This window comes from Legionella wadsworthii DSM 21896 = ATCC 33877 (assembly GCF_000701265.1).
Taxonomy (GTDB): Bacteria; Pseudomonadota; Gammaproteobacteria; order Legionellales; family Legionellaceae; genus Legionella; species Legionella wadsworthii.
This window is the reverse complement of the sequence record NZ_KL370759.1, coordinates 1,103,198-1,127,223: the sequence shown is the minus strand read 5'-3', so window position 1 is coordinate 1,127,223 and position 24,026 is coordinate 1,103,198. Positions and strand designations below refer to the sequence as shown.

Here is a 24,026-nt window from a genome sequence, read left to right as displayed (position 1 = left end):
CAGCCAAACCCTAATATCCAATTAGGCCCTAATGCAGCACCCGGTGCGAATGTTCAGCCAAACCCTAATATCCAATTAGGCCCTAATGTAACACCCGGTGCGAATGTTCAGCCAAATCCAAACATACAATTAGGTCCTAATGGTACTCCTGGTTCGAATCAACCCAACCCAAATATTCAACTAGGTCCGAATTCTAATCCAGTCACTGTTCAACCGAACCCTAATGTTCAGCCAGGCCCTAATGGAAATCCAATTATCATTCAACAAAACCCAAATGCAGCCCCAGTGCAAAATAACAATCCTGGTATCAATATTCAACCCAAAACCCCTCCAATCGGGCCAAATCCAAGTTCAATCAATCCCGGAAGTGCACCCCCTGGATCTAATACTCAAACTCTTCCAAAAGTAACACCGGGTTTACATATCAAACCTGGATCAGGGCCTTCTGTACAAACGCCTCCTGGTACCTATTAGATGTAATCCAGAATGAAGATGAAGAAGCGGAAGAGTCTCATTGTAAACTCTCACAATTTATCTTTGTGATTGTTATAATTTTATAAAGAATAGGTAATTACTTTTTTATCATTATAAAAGTGAGAAAAGATAAAATTTATTTTGAAGAAAAGAATAGGGAGAATGGTCCTAGTATACTAGTATAATAGAAGCATTTCTAAAAAAGTATGAATATTAAAAAGTATTATGCAGTTTCGTTAACATCATCTGGCATAGTAATATTTAATTCAAGAACTGAGTTGTCGCCCATACGCTCAAGATTTACGCTAACCTGATCACGCGTTACATGAACATATTTCGCAATTACAGCAAGAATTTCTTCTTGAAGCTTTGGTAGATAGTCAGGCGTATTACGTTGAGAGCGCTCATGAGAAATGATTATTTGTAAGCGTTCTTTAGCAACTGATGCGGTAGCACTTCTTCTGCGCAAGTAATTGAAAATACTCATACCGTCACCTCCTCCTTGTTTTTGCTGAATAAGCGACGCAATAATCCTTTACGATCATTACTTATGAAACGCATTGGTCTTTCTTCACCGAGAAAACGGGCAATGGCATCCTGATAAGCAATACCTGCGTCACTTGTTTCGTCAAGTACAACTGGTGTGCCTGTATTTGACGCTTTAAGTACTGATTTGGACTCTGGAATAACCCCGATTAGAGGAATAGCTAATATTTCTTTTACGTCAGTGACAGAAAGCATATCGCCACGTTCCACTCTTTCTGGATCATAACGAGTCAATAATAGATGTTCTTGAATGGGTGATTTATTTTCCACGGCTCGTTTGGTTTTACTGGCAAGTATACCCAGTATTCTATCCGAATCACGAACTGAGGACACTTCAGGATTAGTAACGACGATTGCGTGATCGGCAAAATACATAGCCATTAATGCGCCAGCTTCGATTCCCGCGGGTGAATCACAAATAATAAAATCAAATTCTTTTGCTAGATCATCGAGTACTCGCTCTACACCGTCAAGAGTAAGTGCGTCTTTATCCCGAGTTTGGGATGCAGGGAGTATAAAAAGGTTTGAAATACGCTTGTCTTTAATTAAAGCCTGGTTGAGACTGGCTTCATTATTAATTACATTGATAAAGTCATAAACTACTCGACGTTCGCATCCCATAATAATATCAAGATTTCGTAAACCAATATCGAAATCAATGACAACCGTTTTATGCCCTAATAAGGCAAGACCAGAAGAAATAGCTGCAGAAGAAGTAGTTTTACCTACGCCACCTTTACCGGATGTAATTACAATTATTTTAGCCAACGCTGAACCCTTCCTATTATTTTTGATTCAACTCAATATTTAACCATCAGTTTACACGTGAATTGATTCATAATTCAAGTAGTCCCATTTGCAATCTTTGGAAAAACTTTTTCCAAAGCGGAATAGGCACCATAATCTCGAAGCAGATATAAATTCCATACTATAAAAAGCGCACGAATTTCCTAGTGCTCATGAACTTTAAACACCCTTATACAAAACTTTCAAGCAGGTAAGAATCGCTTAATGATCTGAGTGTATAATATATATACATAAAAATATCCTGGTTTGATGATGAATATTGAAAAAGCCAAGCTCATTTGGAGGGAGTTTTATCAAAAATACAGTTTTAAAGAAATCGAAATAGCTAGAAGTTATTTAGACAAACAAGCTGCAGCTGATTTCATGCAACTTATTCAATCAAAACATGGTGCTGAAAAGGTGGAGCAAGCAGCGACTGTGATTCAAAATGTATGGAGGAAAGCGAAGCACAGGAATCTTCTGAATATATCCCGAAAAGGAAATCATCGCTATGAGTTTTTACATTTACTGCATCAAGAAAATGTCAAAAAATCCCTCAACTCTGTTTTATTAGAAGAATTACAGAAAGCGCTGGATTTGGGCGATTGGTCAGCCCCTGTTTTTTCCCATTCCCGATATCTTTATGCCGCCATGACTTTATTTGATCAAAAAAAAATAACCCAACAACAAATGTATACACTTTTGGAGCGGGATCAGACATTAAAAGACTATCCATTGATAAACACTTATGCAATATTGAATGAAGAAGGTGATTGGACGGATGAAGCCCGTGATATAATGCTTAAGAGCCTTCCGAGCCTATCAGAAGACCAATTAAATTTATTGAGACATCTCATTCTTCAGCTGCCCAAATCAGAACAAATGTTTTACACTACAGAAATGGGCGGATTTAATCCAAATTCAAATCAAAAAACGCTAATGGGTCTTTTGTATCAACAAAAGTCCATTTATTCTGATGGCAATCATTTTATCAATTTGGCGGCAGGAATTCATGATGCATTGGGTTTAACTCAATATGGCGTCAACGAATATGTTCGTCCCATGATGCGTCTCGGAAAACAATCTATAGATGATATTGAAGAAGGGGTACGGTTCCAATCTCGGTATACTGCAGCTATCTTTCCGGGGGCTTTCAAGTCCAAAAGTGTACATGAATATGAGAATCTTACAGCGAAAGAGGTTACTGAACACGATAGGTACCATAGTAAAATCATGAGTAAAATCCCAAAGGATATTCTGCATACCTTTTGGGAAATGATTGATCTTTCCCGCCAAACTACGGGGATAAAGTGGTCAAGAGAAATATGGAACTGGATCGATATGGCGACTGAATATTTTATCACCTCAGATGACATATTGAATGAACAAGCTTATCAAAGATATTTAAACTATAAAAAAGAATACAAAGAGCGGTATGGAACTCATCCTCCTACTCTTGATGCAGTCGAAGAAGATATTTTACAAAGGGAAGATCTCTCTCCTGAAGAACTAGACACTATTTTAAGTGGATTTATGTTTGAAAGAACTGTTTTGTCTGAAGAAGAGCTATATGAATTATGCGCCGAATCCTTTTTATTTATAAACGGAGAGTTAAATATCGGCAGCAGAGAAAAGTTTTTTCAATTTTTAGACAAGGTTTATGACAGGAGGTTAGAGAAAGATAACGCTCTCCATCAACAAATAATGGAGATTTTTGATTGTAAAATGACAGGAAAACCTTTGCCTGCCCATAATTCTAAAACACAGAAATCAATGACAGCTCTATTTTGTAAAATTGTCCGTTTCGGCACTGATTCCATCAATACAGAATCACATGGTTTTTATATGTTTTATAAAAATAAAATCAATTTAATGGGTATTCTATTTTTGCTTGATTTATTGAATCATCCCGAAAAATACGAAACTTTCCATATTTTTGCTGATGAACTGATTTCCCCGTTTAAAAAATACTTTGAATCCTTAAAAGAAATATCACCATTCCTTCAGAATCATGATATTAAAATACAACTTTTGAAATGCCATCTCTATTTTAATTTACAAGAAGATTTATTTGACGCTATAAGCGACTCTGAATTCCGAAAGGTATGGGATAAATTTAAAGACATTAATGAGTATATTGATTCAAATGAACATTCGATTATCGAAACACTAACATTTAAAAAAGTGGACATGGAATCTGAGGACAGCGCTATACCAAATTCCATAGCTCTTTATTATGAAGATATGCCGCTCATCCCGGCAAAAATCAAAGATTTAACCAATCAATTTTTAGAGCACCAATTTAGTCAGAGAACCTCAACGATTTTACCATCATCCTGAAGAGATTCATTATAAAAAATTCCAGCGACATCGGCTAATTTAACTAAATCTTTAATATAATGGCCCTTCATTATAAAAATAGTTTTATTTCCTGTAACTGCCTACGACCAAAGCTGTTTGAAGGGCTGGTTTTGAAATTATGGCCCGCAGACGGGTATGCTCTACCTGCCTACGCCCCGCGGCTTGTCCGCGGGGTTTAGAGTTTTAAACTCAGAATCCTTGGATCCCGCGAACAAGTCGCGGGACGTAGAGAATAGGATAACGATATTTGCAGGGGTAGATAGTTGCCGGAAGATGAAAGTTGCCAGGAGGGAAGATAAGGTGCGGGTTGTTAGCATGGAAAAGAAAATAAGAGCTCGTGGTAACGTACGGAAGACGAAGCTATTTGAAGGGCTGGTTTTGAAATTATGGCCTGCAGACGGGTATGCTCTACCTGCCTACGCCCCGCGGCTTGTCCGCGGGGTTTAGAGTTTTAAACTCAGAATCTTTGGATCCCGCGAACAAGTCGCGGGACGTAGAGAATAGGTTAACGATATTTGCAGGGGTAGAGAGTTATCGGAAGAGAAGCGTTGCCAGGAGGGAAGGGGAGGTACAAGTTATGGATAGGATAAAGGAAGTTAGAGTTGTTGTATGTTTAAGCTGAAGAGTGTTGCCTCTTTGAGATAACAAAATGAAAATAAAAAGGAAGATATTTAGATATATAAGATAAATTTCCTATAATTAGAGGGAATTATTTGTATTTAGGATAAATTTTTTGTTTAATTTATCCACAATTTATAGTAAACTATTCGGTTAATTTAACTCCTGTAGTGAGAATAAAATGGCTCTTTCAATTGTGCAGCAATCATTGACCTTTGACGATGTTCTTCTTATTCCTGCACATTCTTTAATACTTCCTAAGGATGTGTCTTTACAAACAAAATTAACTCGTGCCATTAATTTGAATATTCCTCTTGTATCAGCAGCTATGGATACTGTGACTGAAGGCCGCTTGGCAATCGCTTTGGCACAAGAAGGCGGTATCGGCATTATTCATAAAAATATGACCATTATGGCTCAGGCTGAAGAAGTCAAAAAAGTGAAAAAATTCGAAAGCGGTATGGTTCGAAATCCAATTACAGTGACTCCCAATATAAGTGTGAAAGAATTACTGGATGTAATGACTAAATATAATTTCTCAGGAGTACCGGTTGTAGATGGAGAAGATTTAGTCGGAATCGTAACGAGCCGAGATATTCGTTTTGAAACAAACTTGTCTTTAACCGTTGGACAAGTAATGACGCCCAAGACACAATTAGTGACAGTTAAAGAAGGAGCAAGCCGAGAAGAAGTACGTAGCTTGCTTCACAAGCATCGTATTGAAAAATTGTTGGTCGTGAATGAGGCTTTTCAGTTACGCGGACTGATCACAGTAAAAGACATTCAAAAAGCTAAGGAAAATCCTTATGCATGTAAAGATGATGCCGAGCAGCTTCGCGTTGGTGCGGCTGTTGGTGTGGGAGAAGGTACTGATGAGCGTATTGAAGCATTAATTGAAGCAGGTGCCGACGTTCTTGTGGTTGATACAGCACATGGACATTCTCAAGGCGTACTGGATCGCGTGAAATGGATTAAGAAATATTATCCTGATGTCCAGGTCATTGGAGGAAATATAGCCACGGCCGCTGCAGCTCGTGACTTATATGCTGCAGGTGCTGATGCAGTCAAAGTAGGTATCGGCCCAGGATCAATTTGCACCACGCGAATCGTTACCGGAGTAGGTGTACCGCAAATTACTGCGATTGCGAATGTGGCCCAGGAACTTAAGGGTAAGATTCCTTTAATAGCGGATGGGGGTATTCGTTTTTCTGGAGATGTATGTAAGGCACTGGCTGCAGGTGCAGATACTGTCATGTTAGGTAGTATGTTTGCAGGTACAGAAGAATCTCCAGGCGAAATTGAATTGTACCAAGGAAGAACCTATAAAAATTATCGCGGTATGGGCTCAATTGGAGCAATGGCTTCTTCTCAAGGTTCCAGTGACCGCTATTTCCAAGATGCCTCTTTAGGCTCGGAAAAATTAGTTCCGGAAGGGATTGAAGGAAGAGTTCCGTATAAAGGCCCGGCACAAACCATTATTCATCAATTATTAGGTGGTTTACGTTCTTGTATGGGATATACAGGATGTGAAGATATCACGCAATTACATACAAAAGCAGAGTTTGTACAAGTGACTAATGCAGGAATGAAGGAATCGCATGTTCATGATGTCAGCATTACAAAACAGGCACCAAACTATCAGGTGGATAATTAATAATGAGTGATTTAAAACAACATCCTTTACTTATACTTGATTTTGGTTCTCAATATACACAACTTATTGCGCGCCGCGTGCGAGAATTGGGCGTATATTGTGAAATTCATCCTTTTAATCTAACACAAGAAGAATTTACTGCCATAAACCCATGTGGAATTATTTTGTCTGGTGGTCCATCTACTGTGACACATAATGAGAATCCACGTGCACCGCAATGGTTGTTTACTGTAGGCCTACCCATTTTGGGGATTTGCTATGGAATGCAAACGATGGCTGTGCAATTAGGGGGGGAGGTTCACTCCTCACCCGTCAGGGAGTTTGGTTATGCTGAATTAAAACTGCATGGACATAGTCAATTGTTCTCACAAATCGAAGATCGTCTCAATGCGGATGGATGTGCATTACTAGATGTGTGGATGAGCCATGGCGATAAAGTGACGAAATTGCCCCAAGGTTTTGAGATTATTTGTGAAACACGAAATGCGCCCATTGCAGGTATGGCTGACGAAAGCCGAAAAATGTATGGCGTTCAATTTCATCCAGAAGTAACTCACACACTTCAAGGAATGCGTATTTTGCATCGTTTTGTTGTAGATATTTGTAAGGCTTCTACCAACTGGACATCATCACTGATTATCGATGAAGCAATTACAGAGATTAGAGAAAAAGTAGGTACTGATAAAGTGTTGCTTGGTTTATCAGGTGGGGTAGACTCTTCAGTTGTTGCTGCATTACTTCACAAGGCAATTGGTAAACAGTTGGTTTGTGTTTTTGTGGATACAGGTTTATTGCGTTTAAATGAAGCAACCGAAGTTATGGAAATGTTTGGCAAACACATGGGCATAGAAGTGATTGCTGTTCATGCAGAAGCTAAATTTTTTAATGCGCTTAAAGGAATTAGTTGTCCTGAGGAAAAGAGAAAAATTATAGGACGTACTTTTATTGAAGTATTTGATGAAGAAGCAGTAAAAATTCCGGGGGTATCCTGGTTGGCTCAAGGGACAATCTATCCTGATGTGATTGAATCTGCTGCAACAAGTACCAATGGTGCATCAGTCGTTATTAAATCACATCATAATGTAGGCGGATTGCCTGAAACTCTAAACCTGAAGTTATTAGAGCCTATTCGAGAGTTATTTAAAGATGAAGTACGAAAAGTAGGCTTGGAGTTAGGTTTGCCTCACGATATGGTATATCGCCATCCATTCCCTGGACCGGGATTAGGGGTGAGAATTTTAGCGGAAATTAAAAAGGAATACGCCGATATTTTACGCAGAGCGGATGCTATCTTTATTGATGAATTAAAAAAAGCTGATCTCTATCATAAAGTGAGTCAAGCCTTTGCCGTATTTTTACCTGTGAAAAGCGTTGGGGTAATGGGTGATGGCCGCAAATACGACTATGTTATTTGTCTTCGTGCCGTTGAAACCATTGATTTTATGACAGCACATTGGTCTCATTTACCTTGGGATTTTCTGGGTCAAGTATCTAATCGAATAATTAATGAGGTAGATGGAGTATCCCGCGTCACCTATGATATATCAGGAAAACCACCCGCTACGATTGAATGGGAATAATTCCACTAGATGTAGCCTGGGTTCAGAAGCGTAATCCATGTTTATGGAAAAATTGCTTACCCGGGTTACTTCGCGGAACCCAAAGTACATTTTAAGATAGAAAGCCGATAATGAACGATCTCAATTGGATGCAAAAAGCATATGAGCAAGCATTAGTTGCCCAAACAGAGGGGGAAGTTCCTGTTGGGGCTGTATTAGTAAGCAAAGACAATCAATTAATAGGCTCAGGAAGAAATTGCATTCAATACAGTAATGATCCATCCGATCATGCCGAAGTTCGTGCCATTCGAGCTGCATCCCAACAGCTAAAAAATCATCGATTAAATGATTCAACGCTCTATGTCACATTGGAGCCTTGTGCCATGTGTGCAGGATTAATTGTCCATGCCCGAATAAAAAGGTTGGTTTTTGCAACTCGGGATTTTAAAGCAGGTGCCGCAGGTTCAGTTTATAATTTATTACAAGGGTATCCTTTGAACCATAAAGTTCTAATTGATGAGGGCATTATGCAAGCAGAATGTTCCCTTTTGCTTTCGGATTTTTTTATGATGTGCCGCCAAAAATAAAAAATCTTTAAAGAGATAAGGTTCAATGGTATTTTCATCACGCTGGGGAATAAATTTACTTTGCAGTGGTTTGTAATTCCTGAATGAGTCTTTGTTTCAAATCCTCTTTTTCTAAATTGTTTAATGCTTGATTTTGTTGATTGGTAATGTAAAAAGTATCTTCAGCGCGTTCTCCGGCAGTTACAATTTTTGCATTGTGCAAGTGTATGTGTAAAGTGGAAAAAACTCTTCCGATGGTAGCCAATAATCCAGGTCTATCTCCCGTAACTAGAAACAATAGGGTTTGATTGGATAGATGATCATGATAATGAATTTCGGTATTTACATTAAAATGAGCTAAAGCGCGTGACAGGCGTTTTTTAGTGACCACCGGGAAATGTTCCATTCTAGCTAAATGAGTACATAAAGCCTGCTGGATTTCATAAGTTCGTTGTTTGTTAAAAAAAGCTTGATTTTGTTCATCTAGAATAATGTAGGTGTCTAAATCATATTGATTATCGCAAGTAAGAATCATTGCCTCTTGAATGGTGACATTATGATTGTTTAAAACAGTGGTTGCAATTGCAAACCGATCATCTCGATGAGGCATGTAAATAAATACCTCTGTTCCACCTTGACTGTGATGAGGCATGATCATGACCAAAGGAAAATTGCTACAGGAAAGAATTGCTTTTGTATGGCGTGCTATGATTTCCGGGGATTCATGTAAAAAATATCTATCTTTAAATTGATTCCATAAACCTTCCACTGCTTTTGCGGCGATGCCTTCAGTAACCAAAATAGACAATGCATATTGTTTCCGTACTTTGATGAGTGCTGTTTCATCAATTAACTCTTGCTCTTTGTGTAGCATATGTTTTGCAGCACCATACAATTCCTTGAGCAGAGAATCTTTCCAGGAGTTCCATAAAGTAGGATTGGTACCGCAGATATCCGCAACGGTTAATAAATAGAGGTAATCCAAATAGTAGGGTTGAGGTAAAATTTGACAGAAATTTTTTATGGTAGTGGGATCATAGATATCTTGGCGTTGAGCTGTTTGTGACATAATAAGGTGATTACGCACTAGCCAAACAAGTAAATCACAGTCTTCTTTATCAAGGTTATGGTTATGGGCAAAATGAGATGCCTCAAGAGCCCCCAACTCTGAGTGGTCACCGCCTCTTCCCTTGGCAATGTCATGGAATAATGCGCTTAAGTAGAGCAGTTCGGGTTTTTTAAGTGTCGGCATAATCTGTACACACAAGGGGAATTGTTCCGCATATTTGCTGTCTTTGAAGCGCGACAAATTGCGAATAACAAATAATGTGTGTTGATCGACAGTGTAAACATGAAATAAATCATACTGCATTTGTCCAGTGACTAAAGAGAAACATTCTAAATAATGGGCGAGGACGCCGTAACGACTCATTTGGTGTATTGCTTCATAAGGATCATGTGACGTTTTAAGGATACTCATAAACAAATTTGTAGTTTCTGAAGAAAGTTTAAATCTTTTATTTATTAGATAGAGTGATTCTCTGATTAGTCGAATTGTATTTGCTCGTACACCTTCAATTTCAGGCATTGTTGCTATCCAAAGGAATAATTTCAATAATGCTTGTGGATGATGAATAAAGACGCGAGTGTTTCTCACCTCAATGTAATTATTAGATAGTTGAAACTCACTGTCCAAATGATACAGCTTTTGCTTTGGCGAATGAACAATGGTTTCATTAAACCACTGTAACAACATCTCATTAAGTTCCCGATTGCGTTTGATTACTTTAAAATAATCCTTCATAAATTGTTCTATAGCTAGAGAATGAGATTTGTCTTTATATCCAAAAAATTGAGCTAATTTAATTTGATAATCAAAAGATAAGCGTTCTTCAGCTTTCTCAGCTAAGACATGTAGCGCAAATCGTACCCGCCATAAAAAATGTTGACAGTAAGTGAGCTTTTCATATTCTTTATCCGTTATAAATCCATAGCTTATTCCATCAGCTAATTTTTTAATATTAAAATGTCGTTTTCCAATGCTGAGTAGTATCTGTAAATCACGTAACCCGCCAGGGCCATATTTGACATTGGGCTCTAAGTTATAAGCTGTTTCACCATATTTTGCATCCCGCTTTTTTTGTTCTTGTAGCTTTGCTAAAAAATACTCTTGGCTCGTCCACATGTGTAGCGGGTGAATTTGATAAACTAACTCTTCCATTAATGCACCGCGGCCACAAAGTAAAAACATATCCATAAGACTGGATATAACTGAGACATCTCTACCCGCAAGTTCGGCACAAGAAGAAATTCCGGTGATTTGATGACTGAGATTCAATCCAACATCCCAACAATCCTGTATAAATTTTTGGGCGCGATTTAATTGAGATTTAGGGACTTTATCCGTGTGTAATAATAAAATATCGACGTCAGAATATAGCAGTAGTTCACGACGACCGTATCCGCCTAAAGCAAGAAGACAGAATACATTATGATCTAGTTGATTTTTTATGAATAAACTAATAACAAGGTCATCAATAAAGGTTACCAGTTTACGTATAATTGTCGTGATATTGGTTTTATAATTAAATTCTTCTCGCAGATTGTCTTTAAATTGTTTTAAGTTGTTTTTAAGATCAATTAATTGTATGGGAATCCCTTTTTGCTTTGCATCCTGCATGGGCTTAGAGGGATTAATTTGTGTTCGATTACTTTCGTTCTTCATCGCGTAAGGTCAAAATTTCAACACCATTATCGGTTACCAATAAGGTATGTTCCCATTGGGCGGAAAGACTATGATCTTTAGTCACGACGGTCCACTGATCAGGCAATAAGCGGGTATGGTGTTTTCCAACATTAATCATAGGTTCTATAGTAAAGGTCATACCGGGCTCTAATTTCATTCCAGTCCCAGGTATCCCATAATGTAATACTTGAGGGTCTTCATGAAAAATACGCCCAATACCATGCCCACAATAATCGCGTACCACAGAACAACGATTCTTTTCAGCATGTTGTTGTATGGCATGACCTATATCACCCAGATGGACTCCAGGTTTAACCATTTCTATTCCTATAAATAAACACTCATGCGCCACCTGAACAACATGTTTTGCTTTGATAGATGGAGTGCCAATCATAAACATTTTGCTGGTATCGCCATGGTAATCATCTTTAATGACGGTGACGTCAATGTTAATGATATCACCATCTTTTAGGACTTTTTTCCCAGGAATTCCATGGCAAACCACATGGTTTACTGAAGTACATATAGATTTGGGGAATCCATTATAATTTAAAGGAGCCGGAATCGCTTGTTGCTGTTTTACGATATATTCATGACAAATATTATTCAGTTCGTCAGTTGTGATACCCTCTTGTACATGGGGACCAATCATTTCGAGAACTTCTGCAGCCAATTTGCCAGCAATTCGCATTTTTTCGACTTCTTCAGGGGTTTTAATAGTAACTGCCATATGAATCCAAAAGAGTTATTGATTGCCTAAGATTTTTGTTCCATATTAAGTGTAGGTTAAATAAGCGCTGTCTGTAATCTTTGGAACGAAGATTATATTAGCATAGATGATATGGCATGTCACCGGAACACGTTTGACTTAGAAATTTAAATTTATGAGACGAAGACAATACTGATGAATAAAAAAACATACGAATGGGCTGTGATAGGCGCGGGTCCTGCTGGCATCGCAGCCATAGGTAAATTATTAGATAATGGGATCTTGCCGGAACATATTTTGTGGATTGACCCTCATTTTAAAGTAGGGGATTTTGGATTATATTGGCGTAATGTTTCGAGTAATACTAAGGTCCAATTTTTTAAGGATTTTTTACTTGCAGTTCATTCTTTTCAATATCAAGAGGCACCCATTGATTTTCCATTAAACCATTTACCTTTAGATCAAACATGTACCTTAAGTTATATGGCTGAACCCTTACAATGGATTACGAATCATTTTTTGCATAAAGTAAAATCTGTCAAAACTACAATTCATCAAATGTTTTTATTACAGCGCATGTGGTCTTTAATTTCCAGTACACAAACTTATCAATCCAAAAATGTAATTCTAGCTACCGGTGCACTTCCATCCACATTAAATTATCCCGGCGTTAATGTGATTCCTTTTGATGTAGCAATTGATAAGGAAAAATTATCTTCGGTAGTTCAGCCTCAGGAAACCTACGGTGTATTTGGTTCCTCCCATTCAGCAATCATTATTTTAAAACATCTGGTCGAATTGAATGCCAAAAAAATAATTAATTTTTACCGTTCGCCATGCTGCTATGCCATGGATATGGGTGATTGGATTCTTTTTGATAATACAGGACTTAAAGGACAGAGTGCAGCATGGGCCCGAGAACATATTGATGGGGTTTTACCCTCTAATCTGGTGCGCTACAATGTCAGCGAATCCAATATTGCCCGTTTTTTGCCAGAATGTAATCAAGTGATCTATTCAGTAGGATTTGAGAAACGGAAAAGTATCGTTATTGGTGACTATGAATATTCCCATCATAATCCTTACATAGGTATTATTGGACCTGGACTGTTTGGGTTGGGAATAGCATATCCAGAAACAAGGGCGGATATGTACGGCAATGTGGAATCCCAAGTAGGGTTATGGAAATTTATGGTTTATTTAAATAGGATTATGCCCATTTGGCTTAAGTATTCTGCTTAAAATATCAAAAAATTGCCAAACAATGACTCTTTACATTGAGCATAAATCAGGATGAAACGAATAAAAGTCTCATCCTGCGTAAATTTTAATGGCCACCACCCCCGTGTCCGCCGGCTCCTCCAGTGCCACCAGGTCCTCCTAGGCCGCCAGTTCCTCCTTCACCACCTATTCCACCATATCCTGAGTTATCTGATTTTTCAGAAGATTGACTATGATGGGATGTACATCCAAATAATAAAGAGCTGAAAATTAATATGAGTAATAATTTTTGTTTCATGAATGTCCTTATTGCGTCGATGAAAATCTTAAGTGTACCAATACATTATAACTACATTTTCAAAACAGTGGAAAGTAGATAGTTATTCCCTTAAAAGTAAATTTTAAATTGGTTAAAGAGATAGTCCAACCTGGTATTTAATTATTATTCAATCCATGGGCGGGATTATGCCAAAAGCTAAGGTAACAGACACAACCAGTGTCTCCTGAGTACAGAATACTCACTAAAAGACTGAAATACTAAAAGTACTGTAGGTCTAGCTTCAGACCGGCAAAAGTAATAAGCGAACACCAATAATTGAATGTTTATGGAGTGGCACAATCTCAATAATGACGGTGCTTACGAATATTCTACTATAGTAAAGCCAAGCGGTCTTAATGCCAGTTAGGCGCAATCAATTTTCTGCAGGCCGATAATAAAGCTTAAGATTCCAGATCATGCGCTCATGAAACTTGGTTTAAAATAAAAATTAGGTGTACTCGGGGTTGGTTTTCGATACAATTATGAGATTAAGGGATTTTTCAATTAGTTGAATAATATCTAGAAAATGGTTTGATAGGGATGCACCATGCCCCAGCTTTGGACAATTATAACGGATCTGGCATGGCCGATTAGCTTGGTTATCGCTTGGATTTTTGGAGAAATTGGATTTCGGTGGGCGAAATTGCCTCATATTAGCGTCTACGCGATAGTGGGTTTTATTTTAGCCCCGACTCAAATGGGATTGTTACCAAAAAATGATAATTCATCCATTTTATTTTTAGCAAATATAGGTTTTGGATTAATTCTGTTTGAATCGGGATATCGAGTAAATTTACGATGGTTCTTCAATAACTTATGGATCCTTGCAACCAGCTTTCTGGAAGCATCACTCACTTTTGTCTTTGTTTTTCTGGTAGCAAAATATTTTGGATTAAATCAATCTAAAAGTCTCTTATTAGCAGCTCTATGTACAGCAACCTCTCCAGCAACTATCATTCGCCTGATTCATGAACAGCATAGTTCTGGGCAAGTAACAGAGCGTATTCTCCACTTGTCCGTATTAAATTGTATTATGGCCGTTTTTCTTTTTAAAGTAATTCTTGGTTTGGTCATATTCAGGAACTCTGGTGATTTTTGGGAAGCGATTTCTCATAGCCTAATGGTTCTTTCAATTTCTACAACCCTAGGCATCATTTTTGGAGTGATTCTCCCTACGCTACTTAAAGTTTTTAAAAATACGAGAAGTGACAATACGCTCGCTTTTTCAATTTCAATTATTTTAATAGTTGCCATAGCCCATTATTTTAAACTTTCCCCGGTACTTGCAACTTTAACTTTTGGTATTATTTCTCGACATGGACGCATCGTTTTTAACTCTTCTCAACGTGGTTTTGGTACTTTAGGTGATTTACTGACTGTTTTATTATTTGTATTTATTGCAGCACAAATCGATTGGCATCTCCTTGAAAAAGGATGGGTTCTTGGACTAGCTATTATTCTCGTTCGCCAGTTTGCAAAAATTGGAGGCATTAGCTTACTGGCTTATTTAAGTGGTATCTCGCTAAAAAAGGGGCTACTGACAGGAGTTGCGATGGCACCGATTTCTGTATTTGTCATCTTAATATTAGAACAAACTCGGTATATTGGGCTCCATTTAGTAGATACACTTGCTCCTTTGGCAATGGTTTCCATAAGTTTGGAAGTTGTAGGGCCGATTATGGTTCAATATTCATTCTATCTCGCAAAAGAAATTCCTATAACTAAGGAGAGAGATGATGCCTTTGGAGGTATTTAAAGATTCAAAGCTCTTGACTATGGGTGTTGAACTCGAATTGCAATTAGTTAACCTGAGTGACTATGATTTAACTGATTCTAGCCCTGACCTAATGGAATTACTAAAACGTAACCCATTTCCAGGGGCGTTTACGCCGGAAATTACCGAAAGCATGGTAGAAGTATCAACTCATATCCATAGTGATTATACGAATCTTTTAAATGAATTACTCGCTATTCGAGATAAATTGATATTAGCTGGTGATAAGTTGAATATTGGAATTTGTGGTGGGGGGACACATCCATTTCAATTATGGTCTGAGCGAAAAATATATAATAAATTAAGGTTTTTAGAGGTATCAAAACTTTATGGATACCTTTCCAAACAGTTCACAATATTTGGTCTACATATCCACATTGGTTGTACTTCCGGAAAAGAGGCTCTTTTTCTACTTCATAGTCTGAATCGATATATCCCGCATTTCATTGCCCTATCTGCTTCTTCCCCATTTGTACAAGGCAAGGATACTTTGTTTAACTCCGCACGACTTAATTCGGTTTTTGCATTTCCGTTGAGTGGTCGCGCACCTTTTGTATTAGATTGGGAGCAATTTAACCAATATTTTGCCAAAATGGAGCGAACTGGCATAGTTCACAGTATGAAAGATTTTTATTGGGATATTCGTCCAAAACCTGAGTTCGGGACAATTGAATTACGTGTTTGCGATACCCCTTTAACAGTCAATAGAGCAGCAGCTTTAGCTTCCTATTTACAATGTTTATGCGCCTATTTACTTGAAGGATTACAACCGCTCCCAGAGGAGGATGATTACCTTGTATACAATTACAATCGATTTCAAGCCTGTCGATTTGGTTTAGAAGGAACAATCATCCACCCTAAAACACATGAACCAATATTGCTACGGGAAGACATACTTACTACGTTACGTTTAGTGCAAACACATGCCGAGCAATTAAATGGAATAGATGCATTGGATCATATACATAGAATTACCCATCAAGGAAGTGACGCGTCATTTTTACGACAAACATTTAAAGAGAGATCAAGTGTTGAAAGTGTGGTGGATACATCATTAAAAAGATTTAGACTTTCCAATTAGGGGTTTTAGCCATAAAAATATTATTATCTTAAAAAATTCGCATTTCATCTAATTACTCAAATCATGATTTAATGAAAAAGATAAATTCGAGAACCGAAACATTCCGAAATTTCCAAAAGTGATAAATAACAAGGACAATTTTCTGTTTTTAATGGGTACTCGTACAGTCTAGAGATTAATAAAAAAACAAAGTCTAAATAAAAAAAAAAAATACAATTATGAGTCACAATAAAAGAATTATTATTTAGAGTAAGCTATAAAGAATTCTCGCAATTTTAAATGAATTCATATAGGATAAAATCAGGTTTTTAACATTTTTCATGTAAGGGAATTATGGCAATTATTAGACGGGATCCTAAATCAAAAGCCTCGAGAAAAGTTTCATTTGCCAGCTTAATCGGTACTACCATCGAATGGTATGATTTCTATCTTTTTGGTACCGCATCTGCTTTGTTTTTTAACAAACTATTTTTTCCTAAAATTAGTCCTGTTGCAGGAATTATGGCAGCTTATGCGGCATATGCCGTAGGTTTTTTTGCTAGACCACTTGGCGGTATTATATTTGGTCACTACGGCGATAAAATAAGTCGAAAAAATATGCTTGTTATCACCCTTTGCATGATGGGCATCTCTACCTTTTTGATTGGGTTGCTGCCCACTTATGATCAAATAGGGATATTGGCTCCGATTTTATTAGTTTTATTAAGGTGTACTCAAGGAGTGGCCGTGGGGGGGGAATGGGCCGGAGCAGTGGTCATGTCGGCTGAAGTAAGTCGAGAAAAAGAGAGGGGTTTCTATTCAAGCTGGCCTAATGCAGGTGCTCCATTGGGGTTAGTTATTTCTATAGGAGTTTTCCTCATTTTTTCTACGCTTCCCAGTGACCAGTTTTTATCTTGGGGTTGGCGTATTCCTTTTTTATTGAGTTTCTTCGTTATTTTAGTCGGACTTTATATCCGACTAAGAGTTATGGAAAGTAAGACTTTTGTCGAGGCAACGAAGAGTAAACCTATGCCAAAAGCGCCAGCTATAGAAATGTTGAATTCACATTTCAAAAACTTCGTCTTGGCCATTGGAGCCCGATTGATTGAAAGTTCTTCATTCTATGTTTTAACTGTTTTTGTATTAAGTTATGGAACGCTACAGCTGAAATTATCTGAGTCACTTCTTCTTTATGCGGTGATGATGGGGGCTATTTTAGAAACTATTTTAATCCCCATTTTTGGAATGCTATCCGATAAAATTGGCCGAAAGCCTGTTTATATTTCAGGCGCCTTATTAATGGCTTTTTATTCATTTCCATTTTTTTGGTTCCTACAGTCACATCATCCAGAGCGAATCTTTTTTGCTATTGTATTTGGGATGTGTATTCCGCATGCAATGATGCATGGAGCCCAAGGAGCATTTTATTCAGAACTTTTTAAAACACGGATTCGATATAGTGGAACGGCTATAGCGTATCACTTATCCGCTGCTTTCTCTGGAGGTTTAGCCCCTTTGGTGGCTACCGGCTTGGTACAATGGGCTCATGGCGCCACATGGCCTGTATCCGTATACCTTATTATCATGGCAATATTAACTATTTTCTGCCTTTACCTGGCTGTCGAGAAAGCACAAACGAATATATCCAAGTGATAAAATAGGGATTCGTAGGTTTACGAATTCCTTATGAATTTTTATTAATTTTTGATCCTTTCTCCTTGGGAGGATATATGTCTGCCAACGAAATAGAGGTGCCATGCTCTGAAACGATACGAGCATGTTCCCGTTTCAATTCTCGGGGTTCTTCTACACCGCATGAGTGGCAAATAACACCGACTTCAAACGTTAAATTTTTGACATAATGATAAACCCGAGTGGCTTTGCTCTTTGGGTCCAAGCCTCTCATCAACCATTTATTGTGAGTTGTAATTCCTGTTGGGCAGGTATTTTCATGACATTTTAATGCCTGTACGCAGCCAAGAGCAAACATAAACCCTCGAGCTGAATTAACGAAATCCGCACCGACACACAAGGCCCATGCAACCATTCCTGGTGTGATTAATTTACCGGAAGCAATAACCTTAATGCGATCCCGTAGATCATATTCTATTAATTTATCTATAAGCACAGGGAGGCTTTCTCTGAGCGGAAGTCCCATGTAATCAGCTAAAGTTAAAGGGGTTGCGCCTGAGCCACCTTCTGCGCCATCAAGGGTAATGAAATCAGGTGCATATTCAACACCTCTTTTTATAATTTCCTGACAGAGCTCATCAAGCCAATCGCAATTACCCAGGACTACCTTAAATCCGGTGGGTTTTCCAGTGACTTCTCTAATATGATGAATAAAGTTAAGCAATTCAAATGAATTAGCTATTTCTGGAAAACGATTTGGACTAATGGAATCTTCATAGGGCCTGATACCACGGATACTGGCGATTTCCTCAGTTACTTTTACACCAGGCAATAATCCCCCTTTTCCTGGTTTAGCTCCTTGGCTTAGTTTCACTTCGAACATTTTAACTTGAGGATTTTCAGCTGCTTTTTTTAATCGTTCATCATTGAGATTTCCATCTTGATCTCGATATCCATATTTTGCAGTGCCGATTTGAGCAACGACATCACATCCGCCAGCTAAATGGTAGGAGGTTAATCCACCTTCTCCGGTATTCAGCCAGCAACCCGCCATTTTTGCTCCTTGAGATAATGCAAGAATGGCATTTTCTGAAATAGAGCCATAACTCATAGCAGAAATATTGATTAGGGAATTTGTTGTGTAGGGATGCCTGCAATGTTCTCCTATGGTTATAGTTTTGGATAGCACAACATCCCTTTGGAGAACAGGGAAGGGAGAGTCGACAAAATAGATAGTATTAACAGGTCTTCGATCACGTGTTGAGCCAAATCCTATGGTTGTGTCGATGTTTTTGCTTGCTTCATAGATCCAGGTTCTTTCAGTACGATTAAAAGGGAGTTCTTCACGATCCCGGGCATAAAAGTATTGTCTTAAGTAAACCCCTAACCATTCAGCAAAATAACGCACATACCCTATGACGGGAAAATTTCTTAAAATGATATGCTTTTTTTGAAAGATATTCCAAAGCGCTACAATAATAACAAAACTTAAAAAAGAGGTTAGAAATATTTCTAAAGGATTGGAAAAATGTGAAAAAAATTGTTTCATATCAATAAGCTTCCTAGCTTGATACCAACTTAAATAGTACTATAAGAATTTTATTCAGCAATAAGATTATCCATAATACCTAGGGATTAATTGATACTAAAAGAAAAGAAAACAACCATAATGATTCATATTTGCGTCAATATGTCATATAATGCACATCCTTTTCTTCAATTTTTTATTCGATATGCTAACAAATACCTTTAAAAATCAAAATTTTGATTTATTAAATCAAAGCAATTCTAATTTAGTGGAAATAGAAAAAACAGTAAATGAAACCTCTATTTCAACTCCGCCGAATTCATTCCACTCCAACCATATAATAAGATTATTAAAATCGGCATCTCTTAAAATAGAAGCACAAAAAGTTTTTTTATACGCCTTCGCAGATATAGGAATGGAAGAGGTAATGAAATTAATCAAAACATTGGAAGATGCTCCTATAGAAACTTCAGACCCAGAGGTTGCTGGTATTATTTTCAAATGGTATGTTTCCGTTAAGCCAGAATATAAAAAAGGCTTTGCAATGACGGATAAGGAGTATCAATACTCTAAATCTGGCAATATTGCACGTATCCTTACGTCTCATTTATCCTCCCGAGGTGTAAAAAAATTGAAAGGAAAATCTTTGCTTGATATCGGTGCAGGAGATTGTGCAATGACCTATCTAGTGAGCCAACAATTAGAAATGGAAGGAAATGCAATTGATGTGCAAATGCAGATAGATTGGGGTGGCGAAAACAGTAGTGATCAAAAAAGTAAAAACGACTATATGGCAAAAATTGATAATTACTACGTCTATGATGGGAAAAATTTAATGGATGCACTGAAAGGAAAAAAATTTGCTGTAGTCATGTACAACCATTCACTTCACCACTTTCCTTCATTTCAAGCTCAATTTGAAAGTTTAAAACAGGCAAGTCAAATTTTGGAACCCGGTGGGATTCTCTTTTTATCAGAGCATGCAAATTGCTTTAACGATGAAATTTTGGATCTTTCCCATCTTTTATTAAATTTAAGATACAGTATAGATAAAAAACAAATCCTGACCCAATCAGATGCGGATGAAGCCATAATAAAATTTAAAAATGACTATCAGTCTCATTATTTTTCTAAAAACATTCTCGATGTAATGACCCAACAATTAGGACTTACCTTAGTTAAAGAAGAAGTTCGATCATCTAAAGATGTTTCAAAAGCAACCTTTTTCTGCTTTATTAAGCGTTCGCCCCGTTCTGAATTAACTTACTCTCCTTATTTCTTCGACACCGATAAAGCAAGCAGACTTCATCATGTGATTCATTCTAATCACGATGATTTACCCCAAAAACGATACTCTGCCGAATCTTTTAATTAGAGCCTCACGGAACAATAACGCCTGTAGATAAAAAACAGGCGTTATTTTAAAAGTTTTTATTTGGAAGCGGTAAGTGTTATTTCTGAAGTTACATTTGATAATTCAATACCAAAATTCTTCAAATATTTAGAACAAATTTCCTGGGATTCAGGGAATGATTTGTAATAAAAAGTGAGATCTTCCACAGCCTGTTCTACTGTATTTTTCATATAATTTTGCACATAGATTTTATCATCAAATAAATAAGATTGACGGTCCAAATTTGATAAAATGTTGGATACGTTTTGTTGATAAGCTAAGATCAGTTGAGGAATACTCGCACGATTTTTAAATAAATTGAGACCTAGAGAAATATGACGAAGGGCGGTGTCTAATGGAACGACAGTATTGTTCCAATACCCGTTGTAACGTTCCTCAAATAAAGAATCTTCAAATTTCATGTCATGTCCTATGGTTTGTTTGAAGATCAATATATACACAAAATATTAAGAAAATATTAAATAGCCTGAGGAGCGCCATACAAAATTTATTTTAGGGGGAGGGTATGTTTCTGTTCGTAAAGAGTGCTTAATGTTATGTTTTCCCATAAAGCACGGACAAAATCGGAATCTTTTAATTCAATTAATGTTACTTCTGGTGGTAAACAGGGATTTATTTCTGAAAAATGGTTTTTTACCACCTCACCATTCATAAAATTTTGCAAATCAGTAATATAAGCAATAACACGCTCAGCAGGTAAACTCTCTATAATTGCTTCATTAGGATGTTCTTCCGGAATGAAAGGAATTTCATGGTCGAGTAGTGATTCATATAGAGAAGACAATTCAATTGCTCTTTTTGCAATCCCAACGATTAATCCATCTTTACCGTTTTCTATAGGTTGGTTCTTTAAAAAGCCATTTAATAAATCGTCAAGGACAACAGTTCCTCCATAAGCTATGGCTGGTTTGTTTCCTGATATGTATTTTAATAATGCATCAATAGGAACACTATCAAAATTACCTCTCATGGGTAAGCCATTCTCAGGAAAACGGCCATCCATTCTATAAAAAGGAACGTCACGTTCTATGATTAAGGCTAATTTACTAATTCCAAGTGGTTTCGATTGAAAAAAACCACGTAGCTTTCCAAAACTCATGCCGAAACTCCGACCAAAATAATGTAATGCAAAGAGCAAAGCAATTTAACGTTCGCATTATTACGAGCTGTTGTACTAATTATAGTCATTATTTGACTGGGTAGCGTGTCCACGGTATAGATGATTATTTATAAATTAATCAATGAGGGGATGATCAGAGCCTCAAACAGCTCGTCTTATTGTGCCGCGCATTATCTCATTATCGAATCTCAATAATGCCGGAATAATCTGACTGCTGTTATCACATTGAAGTTTTTTTCTGATATTTTCTAAATTCTTATCTACAGTACGCTTGGAAATCTCTAATATACTGGCGATACGCGGCATACTAAAACCAAAATAAAGGAGATAAATGATTTCCTTTTCTTTATGGGTGAGCTCTTTTGATGCTAAAAAACTAAAAGGCAATTGATTTAAATCAAAAGTCTTATCATAAAATTCAGATAGTTTTTGAGATTTATTTGCGTGTTCTAAAATTTTATTGTGCCAGTTTGCAGAGGGTTTTTTCTTGGTTTCTTCATAAGCTTCATTCACATTGATGATGAATTCTTTAGGTAAAATGATCGTGTTTTCTTTGTTTAAAAGCTTACGGCATTTTTCAATAATATGGTTACAAATTTTTTCTAATATTCCTAAATTATTCATGATGAAATTATTCGCGATGCAACAGTCTGCAGTCGAAGCAAGGGTGATGATTTCAGTGGAAAATGTACGGGGCACGTTATTTCTTTTAATAAAATCATAAAAGTAGGTATAACCTCGATCCATTACAATTGTTTTTAAATCATGATTTAATAAATCGTCACCAATAATGGTAGAACCATAATGCGTGTGATCTAATATTTGAATATCACTTAAAATTTGGTCTGAATAGAGTTCACGAATGAAAAAATCATTTAATAAATCTGGATCAGAGATAAGTTGGAGATAATTTCCATTTAAATCATAATACATATATCCCCAACCACTTATGGGTGATTCATCAAAAAAGGGCAGATAAGCGTTCGCTAACCAACCTGTATGCATTTTCATTTTGGAAAATTGAAGCATAGTAATACCTCGTACTCTTTATCAAATTATAGTCGAATCACGTAGCTTTGGATGTTAGTAATTAGGTCATAAAATAGTTAGCTGGATTAAAAGCTTAAATACTAGCGAAATGGTTAGAAACATATATTATTAATAGGAAGAGTAAAAATCGGCTAAAATGAAAGTACATAGATAAGGAAATCACATGCGATTCTTATTTTTTCCTATTTGCTTTTTATGCTCATTACAACTGTTTGCTCAAACAATCCTTATTGGTACGGCAGATTCTGGGCCACCTTTTGCAATCGCAGCGAAAGACAACAATTTTTATGGATTTGAAATTGACCTTATGAAGGAAATATGTCAACGAGCACAACTAGAATGTCGCTTTTCTACATTTACTTTCAGTAATTTATTTGATGAAGTCCAAGAGGGGCATATTAATTTGGCCATAGGTACTATTACGATTACTCCGGATAGGCAAAGAAAATTTCTCTTTAGCCTCCCATACCTTATTGGGGGAGGGCAATATGCAACTCAAGTATCAAGTCCTGTGAAAACAATCAATGACATTAAAGGGAAAGTCGTGGGAATAGAAAAAGGAACGATTTTTAAAGCATGGGTCGAATCCCAGTTTGGGGATACAACTCAAGTCAAAGAATTTAATACTTTAGCGGATGTGTTACAAGCACTTAAAGATAATAAAGTGGATGTGGTATTACATGACAGCAGCATGATTGATTATTGGATTGCTAACAGCAGCGATCAGATTAGGGCAGTAGGTGCTCCAATAGGCTCTGGTTACGCTATTATGACGACTAAAGATAATGAAGCCCTGATTTCAACAATAAACAAATATCTGCTGGAATTAGAAAATGATGGGACATACTTAAAATTATATCAGCGGTATTTTTAAATTTTATTGTTTCAT

Annotated in this window: 19 protein-coding genes and 1 pseudogene; 11 read left to right on the top strand and 9 right to left on the bottom strand. The window is 37.1% G+C overall.

All coding sequences use genetic code 11. From position 1 onward, the window contains the following. Positions 1–474, top strand: a pseudogene (locus BU07_RS17890) (hypothetical protein); the annotation flags it as partial. Positions 475–697: 223 nt separating this feature from the next. On the opposite strand, the gene minE reads toward BU07_RS17890, so the two are convergent. Together minE and minD are read right to left on the bottom strand one after the other, a co-directional pair. Next, complete coding sequence (gene minE, locus BU07_RS0111220; protein WP_031566073.1) at positions 698–961, bottom strand: cell division topological specificity factor MinE; 264 nt, start codon at positions 959–961, stop codon at positions 698–700. Further along, positions 958–1,788 (bottom strand): septum site-determining protein MinD, encoded by an 831-nt coding sequence (gene minD, locus BU07_RS0111215; RefSeq protein WP_031566071.1) that lies wholly within the window; start codon positions 1,786–1,788, stop codon positions 958–960. Before minD ends, minE begins: the two co-directional genes overlap by 4 nt. Positions 1,789–2,079: 291 nt before the next feature. On the opposite strand from minD, the gene BU07_RS0111210 reads away from it, so the two are divergent. The 4 genes from BU07_RS0111210 (at position 2,080) to tadA (ending at position 8,585) form a co-directional block, all read left to right on the top strand. Further along, entirely contained in the window at positions 2,080–4,146 is a 2,067-nt protein-coding gene (locus BU07_RS0111210; protein ID WP_031566069.1) for a hypothetical protein, read from the top strand. 820 nt (positions 4,147–4,966) lie between these two features. Then, entirely contained in the window at positions 4,967–6,439 is a 1,473-nt protein-coding gene (guaB, locus tag BU07_RS0111200; RefSeq protein WP_031566065.1) for an IMP dehydrogenase, read from the top strand. A gap of 2 nt (positions 6,440–6,441) precedes the next feature. Then, a complete protein-coding gene (gene guaA / locus BU07_RS0111195) occupies positions 6,442–8,019 on the top strand; it encodes a glutamine-hydrolyzing GMP synthase (protein ID WP_031566064.1) in 1,578 nt (525 codons plus the stop codon). 110 nt (positions 8,020–8,129) lie between these two features. Continuing rightward, positions 8,130–8,585, top strand: coding sequence for a tRNA adenosine(34) deaminase TadA (tadA, locus tag BU07_RS0111190; RefSeq protein WP_031566062.1), 456 nt, complete (start codon positions 8,130–8,132; stop codon positions 8,583–8,585). A gap of 55 nt (positions 8,586–8,640) precedes the next feature. On the opposite strand, the gene glnD is transcribed toward tadA, so the two are convergent. Both glnD and map read right to left on the bottom strand, forming a co-directional pair. Continuing rightward, a complete protein-coding gene (glnD, locus tag BU07_RS0111185) occupies positions 8,641–11,244 on the bottom strand; it encodes a [protein-PII] uridylyltransferase (protein ID WP_242601913.1) in 2,604 nt (867 codons plus the stop codon). Positions 11,245–11,272: 28 nt separating this feature from the next. Then, complete coding sequence (map, locus tag BU07_RS0111180; RefSeq protein ID WP_031566058.1) at positions 11,273–12,040, bottom strand: type I methionyl aminopeptidase; 768 nt, start codon at positions 12,038–12,040, stop codon at positions 11,273–11,275. Between the two features lie 174 nt (positions 12,041–12,214). Between map and BU07_RS0111175 the strand changes: the two genes are divergently transcribed. After that, entirely contained in the window at positions 12,215–13,261 is a 1,047-nt protein-coding gene (locus tag BU07_RS0111175) for an FAD-dependent oxidoreductase (RefSeq protein WP_031566056.1), read from the top strand. Between the two features lie 85 nt (positions 13,262–13,346). Here the strand turns inward: BU07_RS0111175 and BU07_RS17615 are convergent, their stop codons facing one another. Further along, positions 13,347–13,538 (bottom strand): hypothetical protein, encoded by a 192-nt coding sequence (locus tag BU07_RS17615; protein WP_051635548.1) that lies wholly within the window; start codon positions 13,536–13,538, stop codon positions 13,347–13,349. A 568-nt stretch (positions 13,539–14,106) separates the two neighbouring features. Here BU07_RS17615 and BU07_RS0111165 point away from each other — a divergent pair. The 3 genes from BU07_RS0111165 to BU07_RS0111155 all read left to right on the top strand — a co-directional run bounded on the left by BU07_RS0111165 (position 14,107) and on the right by BU07_RS0111155 (position 18,046). Beyond that, positions 14,107–15,315: a cation:proton antiporter gene (locus BU07_RS0111165; RefSeq protein WP_031566055.1), complete on the top strand. Its 1,209-nt coding sequence runs from the start codon at positions 14,107–14,109 to the stop codon at positions 15,313–15,315. Next, positions 15,296–16,414: a YbdK family carboxylate-amine ligase gene (locus BU07_RS0111160; protein ID WP_031566053.1), complete on the top strand. Its 1,119-nt coding sequence runs from the start codon at positions 15,296–15,298 to the stop codon at positions 16,412–16,414. Before BU07_RS0111165 ends, BU07_RS0111160 begins: the two co-directional genes overlap by 20 nt. Before the next feature lie 333 nt (positions 16,415–16,747). Further along, positions 16,748–18,046: an MFS transporter gene (locus BU07_RS0111155; RefSeq protein ID WP_031566052.1), complete on the top strand. Its 1,299-nt coding sequence runs from the start codon at positions 16,748–16,750 to the stop codon at positions 18,044–18,046. 31 nt (positions 18,047–18,077) lie between these two features. On the opposite strand, the gene BU07_RS0111150 is transcribed toward BU07_RS0111155, so the two are convergent. Then, complete coding sequence (locus tag BU07_RS0111150) at positions 18,078–19,574, bottom strand: FMN-binding glutamate synthase family protein (protein WP_031566049.1); 1,497 nt, start codon at positions 19,572–19,574, stop codon at positions 18,078–18,080. 406 nt (positions 19,575–19,980) lie between these two features. On the opposite strand from BU07_RS0111150, the gene BU07_RS0111145 reads away from it, so the two are divergent. Continuing rightward, a complete protein-coding gene (locus BU07_RS0111145; RefSeq protein ID WP_242601910.1) occupies positions 19,981–20,928 on the top strand; it encodes a methyltransferase domain-containing protein in 948 nt (315 codons plus the stop codon). Positions 20,929–20,984: 56 nt separating this feature from the next. On the opposite strand, the gene BU07_RS0111140 is transcribed toward BU07_RS0111145, so the two are convergent. The 3 genes from BU07_RS0111140 to BU07_RS0111130 form a co-directional block, all read right to left on the bottom strand. Then, complete coding sequence (locus BU07_RS0111140; protein ID WP_031566046.1) at positions 20,985–21,368, bottom strand: hypothetical protein; 384 nt, start codon at positions 21,366–21,368, stop codon at positions 20,985–20,987. Between the two features lie 86 nt (positions 21,369–21,454). Beyond that, on the bottom strand, positions 21,455–22,066 hold the full coding sequence (locus BU07_RS0111135; RefSeq protein WP_031566044.1) for a hypothetical protein: 612 nt from the start codon (positions 22,064–22,066) through the stop codon (positions 21,455–21,457). Positions 22,067–22,228: 162 nt separating this feature from the next. Beyond that, complete coding sequence (locus tag BU07_RS0111130; protein WP_031566042.1) at positions 22,229–23,116, bottom strand: helix-turn-helix transcriptional regulator; 888 nt, start codon at positions 23,114–23,116, stop codon at positions 22,229–22,231. 184 nt (positions 23,117–23,300) lie between these two features. Here BU07_RS0111130 and BU07_RS0111125 point away from each other — a divergent pair, with 184 nt between their 5' ends. Next, positions 23,301–24,011 (top strand): transporter substrate-binding domain-containing protein, encoded by a 711-nt coding sequence (locus BU07_RS0111125; RefSeq protein WP_031566037.1) that lies wholly within the window; start codon positions 23,301–23,303, stop codon positions 24,009–24,011. Positions 24,012–24,026: the final 15 nt, after the last annotated feature.

What these genes read in the sequence shown, in the direction of transcription:
- BU07_RS0111130 (WP_031566042.1), bottom strand. Translation starts at nt 23,116, where the DNA reads ATGCTTCAATTTTCCAAAATGAAAATGCATACAGGTTGGTTAGCGAAC.
- BU07_RS0111145 (WP_242601910.1), top strand. Translation starts at nt 19,981, where the DNA reads ATGAAATTAATCAAAACATTGGAAGATGCTCCTATAGAAACTTCAGAC.
- BU07_RS0111210 (WP_031566069.1), top strand. Translation starts at nt 2,080, where the DNA reads ATGAATATTGAAAAAGCCAAGCTCATTTGGAGGGAGTTTTATCAAAAA.
- guaB (WP_031566065.1), top strand. Translation starts at nt 4,967, where the DNA reads ATGGCTCTTTCAATTGTGCAGCAATCATTGACCTTTGACGATGTTCTT.
- BU07_RS0111155 (WP_031566052.1), top strand. Translation starts at nt 16,748, where the DNA reads ATGGCAATTATTAGACGGGATCCTAAATCAAAAGCCTCGAGAAAAGTT.
- BU07_RS0111165 (WP_031566055.1), top strand. Translation starts at nt 14,107, where the DNA reads ATGCCCCAGCTTTGGACAATTATAACGGATCTGGCATGGCCGATTAGC.
- BU07_RS0111150 (WP_031566049.1), bottom strand. Translation starts at nt 19,574, where the DNA reads ATGAAACAATTTTTTTCACATTTTTCCAATCCTTTAGAAATATTTCTA.
- BU07_RS0111125 (WP_031566037.1), top strand. Translation starts at nt 23,301, where the DNA reads ATGCGATTCTTATTTTTTCCTATTTGCTTTTTATGCTCATTACAACTG.
- guaA (WP_031566064.1), top strand. Translation starts at nt 6,442, where the DNA reads ATGAGTGATTTAAAACAACATCCTTTACTTATACTTGATTTTGGTTCT.
- minE (WP_031566073.1), bottom strand. Translation starts at nt 961, where the DNA reads ATGAGTATTTTCAATTACTTGCGCAGAAGAAGTGCTACCGCATCAGTT.
- BU07_RS0111140 (WP_031566046.1), bottom strand. Translation starts at nt 21,368, where the DNA reads ATGAAATTTGAAGATTCTTTATTTGAGGAACGTTACAACGGGTATTGG.
- BU07_RS0111160 (WP_031566053.1), top strand. Translation starts at nt 15,296, where the DNA reads ATGCCTTTGGAGGTATTTAAAGATTCAAAGCTCTTGACTATGGGTGTT.
- tadA (WP_031566062.1), top strand. Translation starts at nt 8,130, where the DNA reads ATGAACGATCTCAATTGGATGCAAAAAGCATATGAGCAAGCATTAGTT.
- map (WP_031566058.1), bottom strand. Translation starts at nt 12,040, where the DNA reads ATGGCAGTTACTATTAAAACCCCTGAAGAAGTCGAAAAAATGCGAATT.
- BU07_RS17615 (WP_051635548.1), bottom strand. Translation starts at nt 13,538, where the DNA reads ATGAAACAAAAATTATTACTCATATTAATTTTCAGCTCTTTATTATTT.
- BU07_RS0111135 (WP_031566044.1), bottom strand. Translation starts at nt 22,066, where the DNA reads ATGAGTTTTGGAAAGCTACGTGGTTTTTTTCAATCGAAACCACTTGGA.
- glnD (WP_242601913.1), bottom strand. Translation starts at nt 11,244, where the DNA reads ATGCAGGATGCAAAGCAAAAAGGGATTCCCATACAATTAATTGATCTT.
- BU07_RS0111175 (WP_031566056.1), top strand. Translation starts at nt 12,215, where the DNA reads ATGAATAAAAAAACATACGAATGGGCTGTGATAGGCGCGGGTCCTGCT.